Consider the following 20,078-nt stretch of genomic DNA (forward strand, 5'->3'; position numbering starts at 1 on the left):
ATTTATGTTGCAGTATAATGGTTTTTTGACGGTAAGCTTGGTAAAATAAATCTGACACGGGGAGGTGAACTGGCTGAGTATAAGGAAATGGTTTTATTTGTTCTGGACCACACTTCTGATCGGTGCGGGCGGAGCGGTAGTAGCTGGACTTGCACTGCAGGCTGTGAATGGCCGAATCGAGTTCAAAAGCACTGCCGATCTCTTCATTTACCCCCTGATCCTTTTTGGCTATGGCATGCTTGTCAGCGTTTACTCGCAGCTCGGCTTCTTTGCGTATCTGATTCTCAACTATATGGGAACAGGTGTGTTTCGGCGAAAGGTCTGGCAGTACATACAACTGGTGCTGGCTGTGCTTGCCCTGCTCGAGCTGATCTTTCTGCGAACTTTTGTAGGAGGAGAACGAAACGTCGTCTCTGATTTGATTCTGGGCATCGTTATATTGCTTACAGCCATTATTGTGTCCTACTTTAAAGTACGAAGCACGAATAGTTCAGCCTGGATTCCGACATTTTTCTTTATGACAGCCATCACGATAGTGGAGACGATTGGTGTGCTCCGCATAGGAGTGGACAGCGCTACCGTATTTATTGTAATTCCGCTTATTGCAAGCAATGCATTCCAAATTCTGATGCTGCACCGTATTCTGAAACCACGAACAGGATAATTATGAAAATACAAAGAACCCCGTTCTCCAGATGAGAAGCAGGGTTCTTTGTGATTCCTCCAGCCGGCGATTAAAATCAGGAGGAGGAGGTTAATCTTAAAGACATACTACATATTTTAAAGATGCGGCTGTTCATGCTCACAAAACTTTGAGGAGGGGAATATATGAACATCAAGCGCTATATGATAAAAGACACAAACGAAACACTCCTGAGCAAGCTTGATCCGAACGAAAGCGGCGACTTAACCAAGGAGGAAGCCGAGGGCAAGATGAAGGAGCTTAAAGAACGTCTCACCGAGCTGCAGGATATTCTATTTGCCCAGAAAAAGCATTCCCTGCTTGTCATCCTGCAAGGGATGGACTCCAGCGGGAAAGACGGCACGGTAAAGCATATTTTCTCCGGGATCAACCCTCAGGGTTTTATCGTCACCAGCTTTAAAAAACCGTCTCTCGAGGAAGAAGCCCATGATTTCCTGTGGAGAGTGCATATGAAGACGCCGCCCAAGGGCTACATTGCCGCGTTCAACCGCTCGCATTATGAGGATGTCTTGGTTCCCCGCGTGCACGGCAGTCTGCAAAAAGATGAGATGAAACGCCGGTTTCGTTATATCCGCCAGTTTGAAGAAATGCTGGTGGAGGAAGGGACAACGATCATCAAACTCTTTTTGCATATCTCCAAGGAGAAGCAGCTTGAGAAAATTCAGGAGCGGCTGCAGGACCCGGCGAAACATTGGAAGTTTGACGCCAGTGACCTGCAGGAGCGGGAATTTTGGGATGATTATCAGGAGGCTTATCAAGATGTATTTAAAGAAAGCAGTTCAAAAAACGCGCCCTGGTATTGGATTCCGGCCAATCGCCGCTGGTACCGCAATTATCTCGCGTTGGCCATTGTGGTGAAGACGCTGGAAGGGCTGAACTTAAGTTATCCGAAGCTGAACACTCCAACGCCCGATATATCAGAGCTGATATCACCACGCCATTAAAAATTACAGAAGAAGCAGGAGAGAGTGGCGGGTTAGCCTACATTCCGGCAGCGTCTTCAATTCCATCGTCCAGCCAAGCGGAATCACGTACTTCCTTGCCCTCGGCGCTGCCTTGGCTGATTAACTCGGACACAGTAACAAATTCGTAGCCCTGGCTGCGCAGCTTGTCAATGATAAGCGGAAGAGCCTCGTGAGTTTGTTTACAGGAATCGCTGGCATGCAAAAGCACAATATCTCCGGGATGAGCCTTTGTCGTTACTCGATTTACGATATTGTCTACACCGATGTTCTTCCAGTCTAAAGAATCGGTATCCCACTGAATGACCTTATAACCCAGGTCGCTGGCCACCTGAAGCACTCTTTTGTCGAAATCGCCGTTTGGCATGCGGATCAGATTCGGTTCCTTGCCAGTCAATTCGGTAAGCACGGTATGTGCTGTCGAAATTTGGGTGCGGATTTCCTCGTTGCTCAGCGCGCTGTAGTTTACATGCTTGTGACCATGGCTGCCGATCTCATATCCTGAATCTTTAATGCTTGTTACAATTTCCGGATGAGTTTTGCTCCAGGGTGACGACAGGAAGAAGGTGGCCTTATCCACTTTTTTCTCTTCCAGCACCTTGAGGATCGGTTCGGGCCTTTTTTCTCCCCAGCTAATATCAAAAGTTAAAGCGATCAGCTTCTTCTCCGTCGGCACACTGTATATCGCAGAAGGGGCCGTTTCGGAAAAAACGGTAATATTGCCCCTCTCGACATAAACGACACCGGCGGCAAGAAGCGCAGCGGCAAAAATGTAAATGAACCGTTTTATCTTCTTGCCGCTGAATACATAAAAAGAATTCATACTGACAGCGCTCCTCTCCTATGCGAAATGCTTGTTTGTTCTAAATGTATGCTCGTACCCACCGCTTATGACCTCCTCTAGGACAGAAATCATAGTTAAGGCTTTTGAAGCGGTGACGTCAAAACTTCCAGGAGGTGTCTATGTTATCCTTTTTTACGTTTGCCAAAGATTTAACCACGATCCGCAAAGCCTTAATACTGGCAGCCATTCTATTCATCGCAGGGGGTGTGATTGGCTGGATAGGCACCGGCGCTATGCAAAAATTGATTGAACAGCAGCTGCAGGGTCTCAGTAATATCAGTAAAGATCTTAAAGAGTCCGACCATCCACAGTGGAGTTTTTTCAAATTTATATTTCTGAACAATAGTATCAAGAGTGTGCTCATTATTTTCCTCGGTGCCTTCTTTGGGATACTTCCCGCATTTTTTCTGCTCATCAACGGTGCGGTTATCGGATATTTAATCCACTTGTCGGTGCTTCAGGAACAGGATTTGTTTACGCTTATCGTTAAGGGGCTCCTGCCGCACGGGATCATTGAAATTCCGGCAATCATTATCGCCTGTGCTTTTGGACTGCAGTTCGGCGGTAAAATATTCGCAGGTATATTCGGTACAGCCGCCAATAAAGAAAAGCGGAGCAACGCTTGGCCGGTCTTTATGCGGCAAACATTAACGGCATCGGTTTGGATTGTGATCCTTTTATTGATCGCCGCAATAATTGAAAGCACGATTACATTTTCACTTTTATCATAAAAAACCCGGGAATTGAGCATAACATTAAAGCCATACGATTTTGGGGTTTCCTGACAACCGGTGCTATGTATTTGCGGCAAGACCATAGAGGTGATTTTTTCGTAATTATGGTTATAGATACTGCGCTCCGGTTAATCTAGTGTAAACGGATAAACAGGTACAGCTTCCCGTCATCCATGGACTATCTTCTATCACACAAGCAGCGGCATTTGAGGTTTCTGTAAATATTAAATTTCATGAAGGAGGCCAAGCATATGTTGGGAATGTTGTTCAACGAGAAGGAATGTAAGGAGCTGGACTATGTTTTGCGTAAAGAGCTTGATGAGATGCTTCTGGATTTAAGTGATCAACGCTTGGACCAAAATATCAGGCATGCCATTGCCAATCGATATAAAACAGTATTTCGTATGTACGCACGTTTTGCTCCTCAGAAAGAGCTGTCTAAATATGCGTGGGGCGGCCGGTCATCCCAATTTAAACATTAAAATTAGAGGGCTGATACTTAGGGTTCAATCGCTTGTCCATGAAATTAACTAAATAGGTTGACTAAAAGGGAGCCGCTATGATACATTATATCTCGCGCTCCTTTTCTATGTATTGAAAAGCAGCTGCAGGCAAGGAAAAACGAAAAAAACTTTTTTTCAAAAAAAGACTTGCCAAAATGATAAACACTGTGATATATTATAAAGGTCGCCGCTGAGACGCGGTGAAGAGTTAAAAAGAGACATTGATCTTTGAAAACTGAACAACGAGTGAGTGGGAAATCACGCAAGTGAGATCCAAAACTGATGAGTTTCACAGCGTATTTATACGCTTTAGAAATTTCATCGTGAGAATGTAAATTCTCGTCAGATGTTTCAAAATGAGCAATCGCTCTTTCTGGATACCAATTTGGAGAGTTTGATCCTGGCTCAGGACGAACGCTGGCGGCGTGCCTAATACATGCAAGTCGAGCGGAGTTATGAAGGAGCTTGCTCCGGATTAACTTAGCGGCGGACGGGTGAGTAACACGTAGGCAACCTACCTCTTTGACTGGGATAACTACCGGAAACGGTAGCTAATACCGGATAATTCCTTTGTTCACATGGACGAAGGATGAAAGGCGGAGCAATCTGCTACAAGGAGATGGGCCTGCGGCGCATTAGCTAGTTGGTGGGGTAACGGCTCACCAAGGCGACGATGCGTAGCCGACCTGAGAGGGTGAACGGCCACACTGGGACTGAGACACGGCCCAGACTCCTACGGGAGGCAGCAGTAGGGAATCTTCCGCAATGGGCGAAAGCCTGACGGAGCAACGCCGCGTGAGTGATGAAGGTTTTCGGATCGTAAAGCTCTGTTGCCAGGGAAGAACGTCCGGTAGAGTAACTGCTACCGGAGTGACGGTACCTGAGAAGAAAGCCCCGGCTAACTACGTGCCAGCAGCCGCGGTAATACGTAGGGGGCAAGCGTTGTCCGGAATTATTGGGCGTAAAGCGCGCGCAGGCGGCTATTTAAGTCTGGTGTTTAAACCTTGGGCTCAACCTGAGGTCGCACTGGAAACTGGGTGGCTTGAGTACAGAAGAGGAAAGTGGAATTCCACGTGTAGCGGTGAAATGCGTAGATATGTGGAGGAACACCAGTGGCGAAGGCGACTTTCTGGGCTGTAACTGACGCTGAGGCGCGAAAGCGTGGGGAGCAAACAGGATTAGATACCCTGGTAGTCCACGCCGTAAACGATGAGTGCTAGGTGTTAGGGGTTTCGATACCCTTGGTGCCGAAGTTAACACAGTAAGCACTCCGCCTGGGGAGTACGGTCGCAAGACTGAAACTCAAAGGAATTGACGGGGACCCGCACAAGCAGTGGAGTATGTGGTTTAATTCGAAGCAACGCGAAGAACCTTACCAGGTCTTGACATCCCTCTGAATCCACTAGAGATAGTGGCGGCCTTCGGGACAGAGGAGACAGGTGGTGCATGGTTGTCGTCAGCTCGTGTCGTGAGATGTTGGGTTAAGTCCCGCAACGAGCGCAACCCTTGACTTTAGTTGCCAGCAGGTCGAGCTGGGCACTCTAGAGTGACTGCCGGTGACAAACCGGAGGAAGGTGGGGATGACGTCAAATCATCATGCCCCTTATGACCTGGGCTACACACGTACTACAATGGCCGGTACAACGGGAAGCGAAGCCGCGAGGTGGAGCCAATCCCAGCAAAGCCGGTCTCAGTTCGGATTGCAGGCTGCAACTCGCCTGCATGAAGTCGGAATTGCTAGTAATCGCGGATCAGCATGCCGCGGTGAATACGTTCCCGGGTCTTGTACACACCGCCCGTCACACCACGAGAGTTTACAACACCCGAAGTCGGTGGGGTAACCCGCAAGGGAGCCAGCCGCCGAAGGTGGGGTAGATGATTGGGGTGAAGTCGTAACAAGGTAGCCGTATCGGAAGGTGCGGCTGGATCACCTCCTTTCTATGGAGAATCGTCACCTGCAACGGTGACATTCAAATCGGAAGCTTAGCTTCCAAAACACTCACTCGTGTTCAGTTTTGAAAGAGCAAGTCTCTTTCGTATGCGTTTGGTGGCGATAGCGGAGGGGTTCCACACGTACCCATCCCGAACACGACCGTTAAGTCCTCCAGCGCCAATGGTACTTGGACCGAAGGGTCCTGGGAGAGTAGGACGCTGCCAAGCGGACAACCAATCCTTTGGTTGACTCAATGTTATGTTATATGGGCTTTTAGCTCAGTTGGTTAGAGCGCACCTCTGATAAGGGTGAGGTCGGTGGTTCGAGTCCACCAAGGCCCACCATATAACATTTAACAGGATAGTACTTTTATGGGGCCATAGCTCAGCTGGGAGAGCGCCTGCCTTGCAAGCAGGAGGTCAGCGGTTCGATCCCGCTTGGCTCCACCAAAATGATTTAAACTCAATACTTCTTTAAACTTGATCCTTGAAAACTGGATACCGAAACGAATTTGCGTTTTAGAACATCTTTTAGCTGAAACTTGTGTGAACAAGTTTTAATTAATAGTGATACTAAGCGAAGGTTTTGGATTGTGAGCGACTTTTGGCTTTAAACAGACTGGCGGACAGAGTGATCTGGAAGCGCTGTTTAAAACAAGATGAGCGAATAAGCCAATACCAGAGCGATTGGTTAAGCTAATAAGAGCACACGGAGGATGCCTAGGCGCCAGGAGCCGACGAAGGACGTGGCGAACAACGAAACTGCCTCGGGGAGCTGTAAGCAAGCTTTGATCCGGGGGTGTCCGAATGGGGAAACCCAGCTGTGGTAATTCGCAGTTACTTCTCTCTGAATACATAGGGGAGATAGAGGCAGACCAGGGGAACTGAAACATCTAAGTACCCTGAGGAAGAGAAAACAATAGTGATTCCGTCAGTAGCGGCGAGCGAACGCGGAACAGCCTAAACCAAGGGGCTTGCCCCTTGGGGTTGTGGGACGTCTCACATGGAGTTACAAAGGAATATGGTAGGCGAAGAGGTCTGGAAAGGCCCGCGATAGAGGTAAAAGCCCTGTAGCCTAAACTGTGTTCTCTCCGAGACGGATCCCGAGTAGTGCGGGGCACGTGAAACCCCGTATGAATCCAGCAGGACCATCTGCTAAGGCTAAATACTACCTGGCGACCGATAGTGAAACAGTACCGTGAGGGAAAGGTGAAAAGCACCCCGGAAGGGGAGTGAAATAGAACCTGAAACCGTGTGCTTACAAAAAGTCAGAGCCCTATTCATGGGTGATGGCGTGCCTTTTGTAGAATGAACCGGCGAGTTACGTTTAACATGCAAGGTTAAGGTGAGAAGCCGGAGCCGCAGCGAAAGCGAGTCTGAATAGGGCGATTTAGTATGTGGACGTAGACCCGAAACCGTGTGATCTACCCCTGTCCAGGGTGAAGGTGCGGTAACACGCACTGGAGGCCCGAACCCACGTATGTTGAAAAATGCGGGGATGAGGTGGGGGTAGCGGAGAAATTCCAATCGAACTCGGAGATAGCTGGTTCTCCCCGAAATAGCTTTAGGGCTAGCCTCGGTGAATGGAGTGGTGGAGGTAGAGCACTGATTGGGTGCGGGGCCCGCAAGGGTTACCAAGCTCAGTCAAACTCCGAATGCCATTAACTTCTTGCCGGGAGTCAGACAGTGAGTGCTAAGATCCATTGTCAAAAGGGAAACAGCCCAGACCATCAGCTAAGGTCCCCAAGTGTGTGTTAAGTGGGAAAGGATGTGGAGTTGCACAGACAACCAGGATGTTGGCTTAGAAGCAGCCACCATTGAAAGAGTGCGTAATAGCTCACTGGTCGAGTGACTCTGCGCCGAAAATGTAACGGGGCTAAACACACCACCGAAGCTATGGCTAGATACTATGTATCTGGGGTAGGGGAGCGTTGTATGCAGGTTGAAGGTGTACCGTAAGGAGCGCTGGACAGCATACAAGTGAGAATGCCGGTATGAGTAACGAAAAGATCAGTGAGAATCTGATCCGCCGAAAGCCCAAGGTTTCCTGAGGAAGGCTCGTCCGCTCAGGGTAAGTCGGGACCTAAGGCGAGGCCGAAAGGCGTAGTCGAAGGACAACAGTTTGAAATTACTGTACCACCGTAATCCGCTATGAGCGATGGGGTGACGCAGGAGGGTAGTGACGCGGACTGATGGATGTCCGTCTAAGCAGTGAGGCTGGTGTGTAGGCAAATCCGCACACCATTAAGGCTGGGCTGTGATGGGGAGCGAAAATTATAGTAGCGAAGGTCATGATCTCACACTGCCAAGAAAAGCCTCTAGTCAGGAGAAGGTGCCCGTACCGCAAACCGACACAGGTAGGCGAGAAGAGAATTCTAAGGCGCGCGGAAGAACTCTCGTTAAGGAACTCGGCAAAATGACCCCGTAACTTCGGGAGAAGGGGTGCCTCGGTAGGGTGAATAGCCCGAGGGGGCCGCAGTGAAAAGGCCCAAGCGACTGTTTAGCAAAAACACAGGTCTGTGCGAAGCCGCAAGGCGAAGTATACGGGCTGACGCCTGCCCGGTGCTGGAAGGTTAAGGGGAGCGGTTAGGAGCAATCCGAAGCTGTGAACCGAAGCCCCAGTAAACGGCGGCCGTAACTATAACGGTCCTAAGGTAGCGAAATTCCTTGTCAGGTAAATTCTGACCCGCACGAATGGCGTAACGACTTGGGCGCTGTCTCAACGAGAGATCCGGTGAAATTTTAATACCTGTGAAGATGCAGGTTACCCGCGACAAGACGGAAAGACCCCATGGAGCTTTACTGCAGCTTGATATTGAATTTGGGTACGATCTGTACAGGATAGGTGGGAGCCGTAGAGGCAGGAGCGCAAGCTTCTGCGGAGGCGCCGTTGGGATACCACCCTGATCGTATCTAGGTTCTAACCTGGTGCCCTAAACGGGTACGGGGACCGTGTCAGGCGGGCAGTTTGACTGGGGCGGTCGCCTCCTAAAGAGTAACGGAGGCGTTCAAAGGTTCCCTCAGAATGGTTGGAAATCATTCGAAGAGTGCAAAGGCATAAGGGAGCTTGACTGCGAGACCAACAAGTCGAGCAGGGACGAAAGTCGGACTTAGTGATCCGGTGGTACCGCATGGAAGGGCCATCGCTCAACGGATAAAAGCTACCCTGGGGATAACAGGCTTATCTCCCCCAAGAGTCCACATCGACGGGGAGGTTTGGCACCTCGATGTCGGCTCATCGCATCCTGGGGCTGAAGTAGGTCCCAAGGGTTGGGCTGTTCGCCCATTAAAGCGGTACGCGAGCTGGGTTCAGAACGTCGTGAGACAGTTCGGTCCCTATCTGTCGTGGGCGCAGGAAATTTGAGAGGAGCTGTCCTTAGTACGAGAGGACCGGGATGGACGTACCGCTGGTGCATCAGTTGTTCCGCCAGGAGCATGGCTGAGTAGCTACGTACGGACGGGATAAGCGCTGAAAGCATCTAAGCGTGAAGCCCCCCTCAAGATGAGATTTCCCAATTAGTAAGACCCCTTGAAGACGACGAGGTAGATAGGTTGGAGGTGGAAGTGCAGCAATGCATGGAGCTGACCAATACTAATCGGTCGAGGGCTTATCCAAAAACTACCCCAAAAAGTGAAGAAGAGGCTGACGAAGCCGATTCCGAATACTTTCCGGGGGCCCCGAAGAGATGAAGGGCAGACGCAATTTTCGTTTCGGATTCAGTTTTCAGGAATTAAGGTTCCTGAAGCATTTACGCTGTAAATGCCCGTTTGGTGGCGATAGCGGAGGGGTTCCACGCGTACCCATCCCGAACACGACCGTTAAGCCCTCCAGCGCCGATGGTACTTGGACCGAAGGGTCCTGGGAGAGTAGGACGCCGCCAAGCGGATATTCCCTGATAGCTCAGTTGGTAGAGCACTCGACTGTTAATCGAGTTGTCACAGGTTCGAGTCCTGTTCGGGGAGCCATGCTCTCATAGCTCAGTAGGTAGAGTGCTTCCATGGTAAGGAAGAGGTCACCGGTTCGAATCCGGTTGAGAGCTCCACAGATTTACATGGCCCGTTGGTCAAGGGGTTAAGACACCTCCCTTTCACGGAGGTAACATGGGTTCGAATCCCATACGGGTCACCAACAATACTTATCATTACCCTTTGAAGGCATACATATGGAGGCTTAGCTCAGCTGGGAGAGCATCTGCCTTACAAGCAGAGGGTCGGGGGTTCGATCCCCTCAGCCTCCACCATAAACTTCTTGATATTTATAGAAATTATGGGCATTATAAAGGTATCCATCATAGGGGATTCGCCAAGCGGTAAGGCAACGGACTCTGACTCCGTCATCATAGGTTCGAATCCTATATCCCCTGCCAAATGCGAGCCATTAGCTCAGTTGGTAGAGCACCTGACTTTTAATCAGGGTGTCGAAGGTTCGAGTCCTTCATGGCTCACTTTTATTAGTATTATGCGCGTGTGGCGGAATGGCAGACGCACCAGACTTAGGATCTGGCGTCTTACGACGTGGGGGTTCAAGTCCCTTCACGCGCACCACTTATTTGCGGACGTGGCTCAGCGGTAGAGCATCGCCTTGCCAAGGCGAGGGTCGCGGGTTCGATTCCCGTCGTCCGCTCCATAATTTTTGCGCCCTTAGCTCAGCTGGATAGAGCGTTTGACTACGAATCAAAAGGCCGGGAGTTCGAATCTCTCAGGGCGCGCCATTTTTAATATTAACGGGATGTAGCTCAGCTTGGTAGAGCACCTGGTTTGGGACCAGGGGGTCGCATGTTCAAATCGTGTCATCCCGATTGTACACCTATGCGGGTGTAGTTCAATGGTAGAACTTCAGCCTTCCAAGCTGATAGCGTGGGTTCGATTCCCATCACCCGCTCCATAGTTTCGGGATGTAGCTCAGCTTGGTAGAGCACCTGGTTTGGGACCAGGGGGTCGCATGTTCAAATCGTGTCATCCCGATACTCAGCTAACCAGCTGACATTTAACTCTTACTCCGGTAGGAGTTTTTTGTTTACTTAAGTGAATGATAGAGTGATAATGAAGCTCTCCATAACCCAAGTGGGTTTTATGCGCGCTTTGGACGGGAAGGACCTAACATCCGCTTGATGTGGCAGGAGAACTCGCTCAAGGCTCTCTGACCGTGCTTTATGATAGGTTTAGGTATTTGGAAGGTTAGGCAATCCAAGCCGTTCTGTTCGATTGAACAGGGCCTGGTTATTAGAATGCTAGGGCGTCAGGAAGTCCTCATAATGCCACGAAATGAAAACCCCCAATTTTAATGGTCCTTTATATGAATAGATTATATAAATTTATGCCAGCCATTGTCTTTACATAAATACCCTGTTAGTCAGCCAATATAATAAGTATTTTATGACTGTATAAAACGCCAAATTGGTGTATAATCGTAATTACTGCGACGCTTTACAGCGCAATAAGTTGAAGATTTCCGGGCGGTTTTATTGTATGATATGTGGAAAGCTTCAAATAGACAATGTTAAGAACATTGATCCGGAAGAGGATGGGGGGAGCAGCATGACCGAACTTACGACTACCGTTAGCAAAAGCAACTCCAACAATCTGCTGCGGCGGGACGTACGGTTCCTGGGGAATATTCTGGGCGAAGTCTTGGTTCATCAAGGCGGTAACGAATTGCTGGAAATCGTGGAGAAGATCCGCGAGACCAGTAAATCGCTGCGCTCATTGTTTTTGCCTGAACTGCACAATGAATTTAAGGAGCTAATTAATTCACTGGATCCTGAGAATCGCCACCTGGTGATACGGGCATTCGCCATCTATTTTCAATTGGTGAATATCGCCGAACAGAATCACCGCATTCGCCGAAAACGCGACTATGAACGTTCAGCCGGAGAGACTGTACAGCCCGGGTCCATAGAAAGCGCTATTCAGGAGCTACGCGAGCGTGACTTCTCCCATGAGGATGTCCATGAAATCATGAATGGCCTCTCACTAGAGCTGGTCATGACGGCTCACCCTACGGAAGCTATGCGCCGGGCGATCCTTGATATTCATAAACGGATTTCCGACGATGTAATGGGATTGGATAATCCTACCTTGACCTTCCGGGAACGTGAACAGTTGCGCGAGAAGCTGCTGAACGAGGTCATCACGTTGTGGCAGACCGATGAGCTGCGTGACCGCAAGCCTACGGTACTCGATGAAGTGCGTAATGGAATGTATTATTTCCATGAGACGATTTTTCAAGTATTGCCGGATGTGTACCAAGAGCTTGAGCGATGTCTGAGCAAATACTATCCAGGCCAGAACTGGCATGTACCGACGTATCTGCGTTTTGGCTCATGGATCGGCGGGGACCGCGACGGCAATCCTTCGGTGACTGCTGCAGTTACGCTGCAGACGCTGCGCTTGCAGCGCAAGCTGGCGATCCGGGAATACCAGCGTATCATGCGCGAACTCATGCAGTACCTGAGCTTTAGTACAAGCATCGTCGAGGTGACGCAGGAACTGGTGGATTCCATTGAACAGGACCGCAACATTATCAATCTTAACCGGGTTGATGCCTGGCGCAATGACAACGAGCCTTACCGGATTAAACTCAGTTACATGATCTCCAAGATACAGAACGTGCTGGATGATGAGAAAAAGGGTACGCCTGAGCGCTACTCCTCACCAGAACGATTTATAGATGATTTGAACGTGATAGACCGCAGTCTGCGTCATCACTATGCGGATTATGTAGCGGATACCTACATTAAGAAGCTGATCCGCCAGGTGGAGCTGTTTGGCTTCCACACGGCTACACTGGATGTTCGCCAGCACAGTCAGGAGCATGAAAATGCGATGACAGAAATTTTGGCCAAAATGAACATCACGCAGGATTACGCTAAATTAGAAGAAAATGAAAAAATTCAAATTCTGGAGAATTTGCTGAATGATCCGCGTCCGCTGACTTCACCTTACCAGACTTACATGGAGAGCACAGAGGAATGTCTTGCGGTGTACCGCACGATCTTCACTGCGCAGGAGGAATACGGCAAGCAGTGCATCACCAGTTATTTGATCAGTATGGCTGAAGCAGCGAGCGACATCTTAGAGGTTATGGTGTTCGCGAAGGAAGTCGGCTTGTTCCGTAAAGATAATGATGGAACTGTCGTATGTACACTGCAGGCAGTGCCGCTGTTTGAGACCATTGATGATTTACATGATGCGCCACAAATTATGCATACACTGCTTAGTATGCCGATCTACCGTGATGCCGTTAGTGCGATGAGCGATGTGCAGGAAATTATGCTTGGCTATTCGGACAGCAACAAAGACGGCGGGGTAGTTACCGCGAACTGGGAATTGCGCGTTGCATTGAAGCAAATTACGGCTACTGCAGAGGAATTCGGGATTAAGCTGAAATTCTTCCACGGACGTGGTGGTGCGCTCGGACGCGGCGGGATGCCGCTGAACCGCAGTATTCTTGCTCAACCGGCCTCAACCATTGGCGGTGGCATCAAGATTACGGAACAGGGAGAGGTTATTTCTTCCCGGTATTCGATGCAAGGTATTGCTTACCGCAGCTTGGAGCAGGCAACCTCGGCGCTTGTGACGGCAGCTATTAATGCCAGAATGCCTGAGGCTGATCTGTACGAAAGCAAGTGGGAAGAGATTGTGGCCCGGATTTCCGAAGTTTCGCTTAATAAATATCAGGATCTGATCTTCCGTGATCCGGATTTCTTTGCTTATTTCAAAGAATCAACACCGCTGCCTGAGGTTGGAGAACTCAATATCGGTTCCCGTCCTTCGAAGCGTAAGAATAGTGACCGTTTTGAGGATCTGCGCGCCATTCCATGGGTGTTTGCGTGGACGCAGAGCCGTTATCTGCTCCCGGCCTGGTACGCCGCTGGAACAGGGCTGCAGAGCTTCTATGAGGATAAGGAAGAGAACCTGAAGATCATGCAGCATATGTATGAGAATTTCTCCTTCTTTACTACGCTCATTGACACCCTGCAAATGGCTATTGCCAAGGCCGATCTGATTATCGCCAAGGAATACGCAAGCATGGGTAAGAATGAGGAAGCGCGTCAGCGGATATTCGGCCAGATCGAAGCCGAATTCAAGCTGACCTCAGAACTCATTCTCAAAATCACCGGCCAGCAGGATATTTTGGATAACGTTCCTGTGATCCAGGAATCTATCCGGCTGCGCAATCCATACGTTGACCCACTCAGCTACCTGCAGGTGCAGTTGTTGTCCGAGCTGAGAGCTCTTCGCGAGGTTGAAGGCGATGACGCCGAGCTGCTGCGTGAGGTGCTGCTCACGATCAATGGTATTGCCGCCGGTCTGCGGAACACGGGCTGATACTCTGATCTGACTTGATGGTTTGCAATTTTTGATCTTCAAAAAGTGAATTTTTGAAATTGATTTACTGTAGTTAATATTCATGATGTTCTCTCTAAGTTGTTGATTTTTTGAAGCCGGCAAAGCCGCTTTCTTCAAACCCGTCCGCCTCTGGTATGGAGGCCGACGGGTTTTTGTGTTTCTATGTAGCCGGCCTTAATGACCCGGCAAGGGAACCGGATCTTGTTACTTTACATTAGCTGAAGGTGCCGTTACTGAGCAGCTTCCAGCCCCATGACTCTCAGCATTTGTTGCTGAAATGTAATTTGGGCTGAATCATATGGCATGCCAATGCCGGTGATGGAGCAGCGAAGAGGAAATTTGGAACTGGAGGAGCGGTAGCGTTCGCCTTTATTGTCGGATTCCTACCGCTGCCAGCGGTTCAAATCAGGGAATCTGACAATAACAGCGACCGGAAGTCCAAATGTTTCCCGCAGCTGCGATTAATCACCGCTCACAATGCGTGGATTTTGCCCAATATACCTATAGGTAACAATACAATCCTTGATTTTTGCCGGAACATGAATTACGATTTAAATGCTTGTACCGTGGACATTCAAGAGATGAAATACCAAGGGCGGCAAGTCTGGGGGAGTTAACAGGTGGAGAATTTGGAAGGCAGATTGACAAAGCTCGCCTTGAAAGGCGACCAAAGGGCATTTGCCGAGCTTGTGGAACTATATAAAGACAAGATATATCATCTGGCTTACCGGATGCTGAACAACCGCCATGAAGCGGAGGATATCGTTCAGGAGACTTTTTTGCGTGTGTATCGAAATTTGGACCGTTATGATGATAAGCAGAAGTTCTCAACCTGGATTTACCGGATTGGCACGAACCTCTGCATTGATAGGCTGCGCAAGCGCAAACCAACGTATTCGCTGGATGCCGAGATGAATGATCAGGAAGGTATTGACGGCTATTCGATGATCCCCAGCGACAATGTGACACCGGAGACAGAGCTTTTGCTCTCTGAGACACAGTCGCTGATTTATGAGGCTATCGACAGTTTGCCCGTCAAATACAGGTCCGTGATGATTCTGCGTTATTTGCAGGATTTGTCGCTTCAGGAGATCAGTGATGTGCTGGATATGCCCGTAACGACGATCAAGACACGGGTTCACCGCGGACGTGAATTTTTACGTAAAAAATTAGGCCCTAAAATGTAAAAATAGATTTATTTTTATGAAACGTCCTTCAGGGAGCGACGTATGTAAGTTAAGCAAGTCTTATGCGCCCTGTCTCTTTGTTTTGAAATAATTAAATAGCACTCATGAAAGGATTGGCTCCTATGGAATGCAAACTGGCCGTCTCTATGATGCACGACTACCTGGATGACGACTTGCCCGAACTGCAGCAGAGGGAATTGAAGGAGCATCTTCTATCCTGTCCGGATTGCCGTGCGAAGTTCAAAGAATTGGAACAGACCGATATGCTGATGTTCTCGCTGATGCACCAGAACCCTGTAGCCTCGGAGGATCTTGTAGGCCGGATTATGAATTCATTACCGAAATCCAAGAAGGAAAGAGCTTTTATCACCTGGATCAAGCGACATCCCGCGCTTACTGCGGCGTCCTTGTTTATTTTTGTGATGTTGATGAGCTCCGTTACTTTTTGGAATCAGGATAGACAGCTTGTAGTCAGAGGAAGCGACCTCGATCAGGTTGTCATCAAAGGAGATACGGTTATCGTACCTTCCGGCAAAATCATTTCCGGCGATCTTACGGTGGAGAACGGTAAAACTCAAGTATATGGGGAAGTAAACGGCAATGTGACTGTGATCGACGGCACTCTGTACAAGGCTTCAACCGCTCATATTTCCGGGCAAGTCAAAAGCATAGACCAAGCGGTAAGTTGGCTCTGGTATAAAGTGACGAACATGTTCTCTGAAGTTGCCTACCGTTAATTAGATATGGTTGCTTTTAGCAGAAAACTCATTTGCGCCTCTTTTTCCGGAAAGATGGCGCTTTTTTGTTGTCTTTAAACGTCTGAAACATAAAACCCCAACGACCTAAACTTGCAACCTGAGCGTGAACGTTATAACCTAGATATTGATACAGAACTTACAGACATTTTACATAAACCCAGCTAATATGAAATGACGGGGGTTTTAGGCAATGAGTTATTTTACTGACCTTACATGGAAAGAGTCCATTAAAGATATAATCGATATCCTGATTGTCAGTTATATTATTTATAAAGTGCTCAATATGGTTCGCGGAACGCGGGCGGTTCAACTCCTGAAGGGGATATTGGTGCTGGTCATTATTTGGGCGCTGAGCACCCTGCTGGATTTGTATACCTTGAAATGGCTGATGAATCAGATTTATACCTTTGGGATCTTTGCGATCTTTATTATCTTTCAGCCTGAACTGCGAAGGGGACTGGAGCAGCTTGGACGGGGCAAATTTTTTGGACGAACCGCGGAGAATGATGAGGAAGTCAGTAAATTAATCGGCGAAGTCATTAAAGCCATGAATTATTTATCCCAGCGAAAGATAGGGGCCTTAATTGTCTTCGAAAGGGCGACTGGACTTAATGAATTTACTGAATCCGGCATTCCGATGCGTTCTGTTGTCAGCTCTGAGCTGCTGATCAATATTTTCATTCCCAACACCCCGCTGCATGACGGTGCGCTAATTATGCAGGATGGTCAAATCGCCGCCGCTGCCTGTTATTTGCCGTTGTCGGAGAATCCGTTCATCAGCAAGGAGCTGGGGACACGCCACCGGGCGGCCATTGGGATCAGCGAAGTCGCGGATTCTGTGTCTGTTGTGGTCTCTGAAGAAACCGGGCAAATTTCGCTGGCGATTAACGGGCAAATTGTGAGGGACATTAAGGAAGAATCGCTCATCTCGAAGCTGCACCAGGAGCTTAGTGCGACTTCCCCGCTGAAGGAGAAAAGTTCTGCTTTCTGGAAACGGAGAGGGGGCAAGAGCAATGGATAAGTGGATGAAGAACAATAACTTCAACAAAATTCTTGCGCTTGTCTTCGGTGTTATTTTATGGACCATTGTACATGTGGATACGGAGCCTACGAACCAGACTACGGTTAATACTGAATCGAAAATCATTGAGAATGTTAAGATAGCGAGAAGCGGATTTGATGACGAAAAGTATATCTACACCATGGACGTTGACAGCGTAAGGCTGGAGGTTCGGGGCAAAAGATCCGACCTTAACTTTAAGTTGTCGGATGCCTATAAGGTTTCGGTGGATTTAAGCGGATTACAGCCGGGGGATACAACGCTGCCGCTAAATTATTCGCTGCCCAGCGGGGTGATGTATGAATCCATGGAGCCTAAACAAGTGAACGTGCATGTGGAACTGCGGACTACAAAGTCATTTCCGGTCACAATAAGTACGAAGGGCGAGCCGGCGGCGGGCTATCAGGTCGGCACCCCGGTGATTCAGCCGGAGACGGCTGAGGTTACGCTGGCTGACAGTGAGCTGAGCAGGGTGGCTAAGGTGCAGGGGATCATCGAGCTGGATGGCGAAAGTGAAACCTTCAAAGAGAAAAAACTAAAGTTGTATGCCTATGACAGCAGCGGCAAGGAAATAGAAGATGCAGTGATTGAGCCTGCTTCCGTATCTGTGGAACTGCCGATCACCCTGCCTTTCAAAAGCTTGCCGCTAGATATCAGCTTCAGCGGTCAGCTTCCCGGCTCCCTCGTCGTATCCAGGGTAACTCCTGAGGTCGATGCGGTGAATGTGTTTGGGAACAAGGAGGTGCTGGCAGGGCTGTCCTCCTATGAGGTGACCCTGGATTTAAGTTCTATCACTTCTGCGGGTACACAGCAGCTGCCACTGGAGCTTAAGCCTCCTGAGGGAGCCACGAAGGTCGATCCGGGAACGGTGAAGGTGTCGGTGACGACCGCAGAAATTGCCCAGCGGACGATTGAGGCGGTTCCCATAAAGCTGGAAGGGGTGGCCAACGGACTTACAGCCCTGATGACAAATCCATCCAGCAAAACTGTATCATTGACTGTATCCGGGGCACCTACCCTGCTGGATCAACTAGATAAGGACAATATCAGTGTGGTCGCGGATGTCGGCGGTTATGCCGCAGGCATTCATCAGGTACCCCTTCAGGTCTCACTGCCAAGGTTTATAGCGCTGGTGAATTCCGCCCAGCCGCTTACAGCAACAGTGGATCTGCAAGTACCTTCAACGCCAGAAAGTTCGGAGGCACCGGATACCGAGACGGCAGTCACCCCGGAGCCAAGTTCTGAGCCTGCTGCCGGTGAAGAAATTACTGCCGAGCCCTCCCCCTCTAACAACGGGGATAGTGCAGCCACGGCCACACCAACCCCGACTGAAAGCACGGCAGAGAGCAGCAGTACCCCCACTGGCAACGGGAATAGCAATAATGCCGGAAGCACAGGCGGAACGTAACTTTTTAAACAGGAATACGTCTATTTAGATGTATTTCGGTACACGGAATAATTAAACTTTCATACAATAATTCATTAAGCTGAAGCAGCGTAATCAAAGGAGAAATAAAGATGGGTAAGTATTTCGGAACAGATGGTGTACGCGGAGTTGCAAACCGGGAATTAACAGCAGAAATGGCCTACAGTATTGGCCGCTGCGGAGGGTATGTGCTTGCGGGTAACGTAGAGAAGCCTAAGGTAGTCATAGGGATGGATACACGGATTTCCGGTCCATTGCTGGAATCGGCGCTTGTAGCCGGCCTGTTGTCCATTGGGGCCCATGTTATACGTCTGGGTGTAGTGAGTACACCTGCTGTTGCATATATTGCAAGATTGCTTAAGGCCGATGCGGGCGTCATGATTTCTGCGTCGCATAATCCCGTGGAGGATAACGGCATTAAATTTTTTGGCGGTGACGGCTTCAAGCTGACTGACGAGACGGAACTGCGGATTGAAGAACTGATGGATGCGGAGCAGGATGAGCTGCCCCGTCCTGTTGGATCTGGTTTAGGTACAGTTACGGTAGATAACGATGCTAAATATCTTTATCTGGAATATTTGAAGACAACCATTTCCCAAAGCTTCAAAGGAATCAAAGTGGTGCTTGATTGCGCACACGGTGCAGCGTATGAGCTGGCCCCGCGGCTATTCAGAGAGCTTGGCGCCGAGGTCATTGCCATTGGAGCAGAGCCTGACGGGCTAAACATTAATGATGGCTTCGGTTCCACCCACCCTGAAACCTTGCGTGAGGAAGTACTGCGCCAAGGTGCGGATTTAGGACTTGCCTTTGACGGCGATGCCGACCGTCTAATTGCCATCGACGAGAAGGGCGACGAGGTTGACGGTGACTTTATCCTTTGCATCTGCGGAGATGCCATGAACCGTGCAGGTAAGCTGAAGGATGGAACTATTGTCTCTACAGTAATGAGCAACATCGGTTTCTACAAAGCGACTGAGAAATTATCGCTGAATACAGCCAAGACAGCTGTCGGCGACCGTTATGTGATGGAAGAAATGCGCCGCGGAGGATACAACCTGGGCGGAGAGCAGTCCGGGCATGTCATTTTCCTCGATTATAATACAACCGGAGACGGCATCCTCACAGCGATTCAGCTGGTGGATACGATGAAGGCCTCAGGGAAGAAGCTAAGTGCGCTGAAATCAATGATGACCAAATATCCGCAGGTGCTTGTGAATGTACGTGTGCAGGATAAGACCAACTACCCTAACAATCCGGCAATTGAAGCGGCGATAAATGAGGTGGAAGGCAAGCTTGGCGATAATGGCCGTGTGCTGGTACGTCCTTCTGGAACCGAACCGCTGATCCGTGTAATGGCGGAAGGACCGGATAAGGCTGAACTGGATCTTTTTGTCGGTCAGATTGTTGATGTAGTACAGCGCGAATTGGTCTAATTTGTTATTTATACTGGCAGCCGGTGGATAAGATCGACAGATTTATTCACCGGCTTAATGATCAATATACCCAGTTTGTTGAAGTGTTCCAAAAGGTTTCACGAGTTATAGCATTGCCAAAGTGATGTAAGGTGCATATAATGATTAAGTGTCATTCCAGAAGGAAAGCGGGGATAGTAAGGTT

11 protein-coding genes, 14 tRNA genes and 4 rRNA genes are annotated in these 20,078 nt (G+C 49.1%); 28 read left to right on the forward strand and 1 reads right to left on the reverse strand.

Annotated elements, in window-relative coordinates; translation table 11 throughout:
* Window positions 1–73: 73 nt before the first annotated feature.
* Both NYE29_RS13670 and NYE29_RS13675 read left to right on the forward strand, forming a co-directional pair.
* Entirely contained in the window at window positions 74–664 is a 591-nt protein-coding gene (locus NYE29_RS13670) for a KinB-signaling pathway activation protein (RefSeq protein ID WP_076112969.1), read from the forward strand.
* Window positions 665–828: 164 nt separating this feature from the next.
* A complete protein-coding gene (locus tag NYE29_RS13675; protein WP_076112926.1) occupies window positions 829–1,647 on the forward strand; it encodes a PPK2 family polyphosphate kinase in 819 nt (272 codons plus the stop codon).
* A 37-nt stretch (window positions 1,648–1,684) separates the two neighbouring features.
* Here NYE29_RS13675 and pdaB read toward each other — a convergent pair whose 3' ends face one another.
* The gene (pdaB, locus tag NYE29_RS13680) at window positions 1,685–2,488 is read right to left on the reverse strand and encodes a polysaccharide deacetylase family sporulation protein PdaB (RefSeq protein WP_038596963.1); all 804 of its coding nucleotides are present in this window, start codon (window positions 2,486–2,488) and stop codon (window positions 1,685–1,687) included.
* 140 nt (window positions 2,489–2,628) lie between these two features.
* On the opposite strand from pdaB, the gene NYE29_RS13685 reads away from it, so the two are divergent.
* The 26 genes from NYE29_RS13685 to glmM all read left to right on the forward strand — a co-directional run bounded on the left by NYE29_RS13685 (window position 2,629) and on the right by glmM (window position 19,894).
* On the forward strand, window positions 2,629–3,240 hold the full coding sequence (locus tag NYE29_RS13685) for a stage II sporulation protein M (protein WP_076112925.1): 612 nt from the start codon (window positions 2,629–2,631) through the stop codon (window positions 3,238–3,240).
* 254 nt (window positions 3,241–3,494) lie between these two features.
* Entirely contained in the window at window positions 3,495–3,725 is a 231-nt protein-coding gene (locus NYE29_RS13690) for a hypothetical protein (RefSeq protein ID WP_025336637.1), read from the forward strand.
* A 403-nt stretch (window positions 3,726–4,128) separates the two neighbouring features.
* Window positions 4,129–5,684, forward strand: a 16S ribosomal RNA gene (locus tag NYE29_RS13695).
* Window positions 5,685–5,789: 105 nt separating this feature from the next.
* Window positions 5,790–5,906, forward strand: a 5S ribosomal RNA gene (gene rrf, locus NYE29_RS13700).
* A 40-nt stretch (window positions 5,907–5,946) separates the two neighbouring features.
* Window positions 5,947–6,023, forward strand: a tRNA-Ile gene (locus tag NYE29_RS13705).
* Between the two features lie 29 nt (window positions 6,024–6,052).
* Window positions 6,053–6,128 (forward strand) — tRNA-Ala (locus NYE29_RS13710).
* A gap of 239 nt (window positions 6,129–6,367) precedes the next feature.
* Window positions 6,368–9,294 (forward strand): 23S ribosomal RNA (locus NYE29_RS13715).
* Window positions 9,295–9,445: 151 nt separating this feature from the next.
* A 5S ribosomal RNA gene (gene rrf, locus NYE29_RS13720) occupies window positions 9,446–9,562 on the forward strand.
* Together the 16S, 23S and 5S rRNA genes with 14 tRNA genes alongside form the textbook arrangement of a ribosomal RNA operon.
* Window positions 9,563–9,568: 6 nt before the next feature.
* Window positions 9,569–9,644: transfer RNA gene (locus tag NYE29_RS13725), tRNA-Asn, on the forward strand.
* 1 nt (window position 9,645) lies between these two features.
* Window positions 9,646–9,721 (forward strand) — tRNA-Thr (locus NYE29_RS13730).
* A gap of 11 nt (window positions 9,722–9,732) precedes the next feature.
* Window positions 9,733–9,807, forward strand: a tRNA-Glu gene (locus tag NYE29_RS13735).
* A gap of 36 nt (window positions 9,808–9,843) precedes the next feature.
* Window positions 9,844–9,919 (forward strand) — tRNA-Val (locus tag NYE29_RS13740).
* Window positions 9,920–9,971: 52 nt separating this feature from the next.
* Window positions 9,972–10,045 (forward strand) — tRNA-Gln (locus NYE29_RS13745).
* Window positions 10,046–10,050: 5 nt separating this feature from the next.
* Window positions 10,051–10,123, forward strand: a tRNA-Lys gene (locus tag NYE29_RS13750).
* Between the two features lie 16 nt (window positions 10,124–10,139).
* A tRNA-Leu gene (locus NYE29_RS13755) sits at window positions 10,140–10,223 on the forward strand.
* Between the two features lie 7 nt (window positions 10,224–10,230).
* Window positions 10,231–10,305, forward strand: a tRNA-Gly gene (locus NYE29_RS13760).
* 8 nt (window positions 10,306–10,313) lie between these two features.
* Window positions 10,314–10,390 (forward strand) — tRNA-Arg (locus NYE29_RS13765).
* A 13-nt stretch (window positions 10,391–10,403) separates the two neighbouring features.
* A tRNA-Pro gene (locus tag NYE29_RS13770) sits at window positions 10,404–10,477 on the forward strand.
* A gap of 12 nt (window positions 10,478–10,489) precedes the next feature.
* Window positions 10,490–10,563 (forward strand) — tRNA-Gly (locus NYE29_RS13775).
* 6 nt (window positions 10,564–10,569) lie between these two features.
* Window positions 10,570–10,643: transfer RNA gene (locus NYE29_RS13780), tRNA-Pro, on the forward strand.
* 573 nt (window positions 10,644–11,216) lie between these two features.
* Complete coding sequence (ppc, locus tag NYE29_RS13785; RefSeq protein WP_340899709.1) at window positions 11,217–14,009, forward strand: phosphoenolpyruvate carboxylase; 2,793 nt, start codon at window positions 11,217–11,219, stop codon at window positions 14,007–14,009.
* A gap of 641 nt (window positions 14,010–14,650) precedes the next feature.
* Complete coding sequence (sigW, locus tag NYE29_RS13790) at window positions 14,651–15,217, forward strand: RNA polymerase sigma factor SigW (RefSeq protein ID WP_038596958.1); 567 nt, start codon at window positions 14,651–14,653, stop codon at window positions 15,215–15,217.
* A 122-nt stretch (window positions 15,218–15,339) separates the two neighbouring features.
* The gene (locus NYE29_RS13795; protein WP_038596956.1) at window positions 15,340–15,954 is read left to right on the forward strand and encodes a zf-HC2 domain-containing protein; all 615 of its coding nucleotides are present in this window, start codon (window positions 15,340–15,342) and stop codon (window positions 15,952–15,954) included.
* A gap of 211 nt (window positions 15,955–16,165) precedes the next feature.
* A complete protein-coding gene (gene cdaA, locus NYE29_RS13800; RefSeq protein ID WP_076114180.1) occupies window positions 16,166–16,996 on the forward strand; it encodes a diadenylate cyclase CdaA in 831 nt (276 codons plus the stop codon).
* Window positions 16,989–18,443: a CdaR family protein gene (locus NYE29_RS13805; protein ID WP_340896396.1), complete on the forward strand. Its 1,455-nt coding sequence runs from the start codon at window positions 16,989–16,991 to the stop codon at window positions 18,441–18,443. The genes cdaA and NYE29_RS13805 overlap by 8 nt, the downstream gene beginning before the upstream one ends.
* A gap of 110 nt (window positions 18,444–18,553) precedes the next feature.
* A complete protein-coding gene (gene glmM, locus NYE29_RS13810; protein WP_076114182.1) occupies window positions 18,554–19,894 on the forward strand; it encodes a phosphoglucosamine mutase in 1,341 nt (446 codons plus the stop codon).
* Window positions 19,895–20,078: the final 184 nt, after the last annotated feature.

The sequence above is a fragment of the Paenibacillus sp. FSL M7-1046 genome (genome assembly GCF_038007405.1).
Lineage (GTDB): Bacteria > Bacillota > Bacilli > Paenibacillales > Paenibacillaceae > Paenibacillus_AQ.

Bases quoted from the DNA above. Each gene is read 5' to 3' on its own strand.
- cdaA (WP_076114180.1), top strand. From the start codon at position 16,166: ATGAGTTATTTTACTGACCTTACATGGAAAGAGTCCATTAAAGATATA.
- NYE29_RS13675 (WP_076112926.1), top strand. From the start codon at position 829: ATGAACATCAAGCGCTATATGATAAAAGACACAAACGAAACACTCCTG.
- NYE29_RS13795 (WP_038596956.1), top strand. From the start codon at position 15,340: ATGGAATGCAAACTGGCCGTCTCTATGATGCACGACTACCTGGATGAC.
- NYE29_RS13690 (WP_025336637.1), top strand. From the start codon at position 3,495: ATGTTGGGAATGTTGTTCAACGAGAAGGAATGTAAGGAGCTGGACTAT.
- glmM (WP_076114182.1), top strand. From the start codon at position 18,554: ATGGGTAAGTATTTCGGAACAGATGGTGTACGCGGAGTTGCAAACCGG.
- pdaB (WP_038596963.1), bottom strand. From the start codon at position 2,488: ATGAATTCTTTTTATGTATTCAGCGGCAAGAAGATAAAACGGTTCATT.
- ppc (WP_340899709.1), top strand. From the start codon at position 11,217: ATGACCGAACTTACGACTACCGTTAGCAAAAGCAACTCCAACAATCTG.
- NYE29_RS13805 (WP_340896396.1), top strand. From the start codon at position 16,989: ATGGATAAGTGGATGAAGAACAATAACTTCAACAAAATTCTTGCGCTT.
- NYE29_RS13685 (WP_076112925.1), top strand. From the start codon at position 2,629: ATGTTATCCTTTTTTACGTTTGCCAAAGATTTAACCACGATCCGCAAA.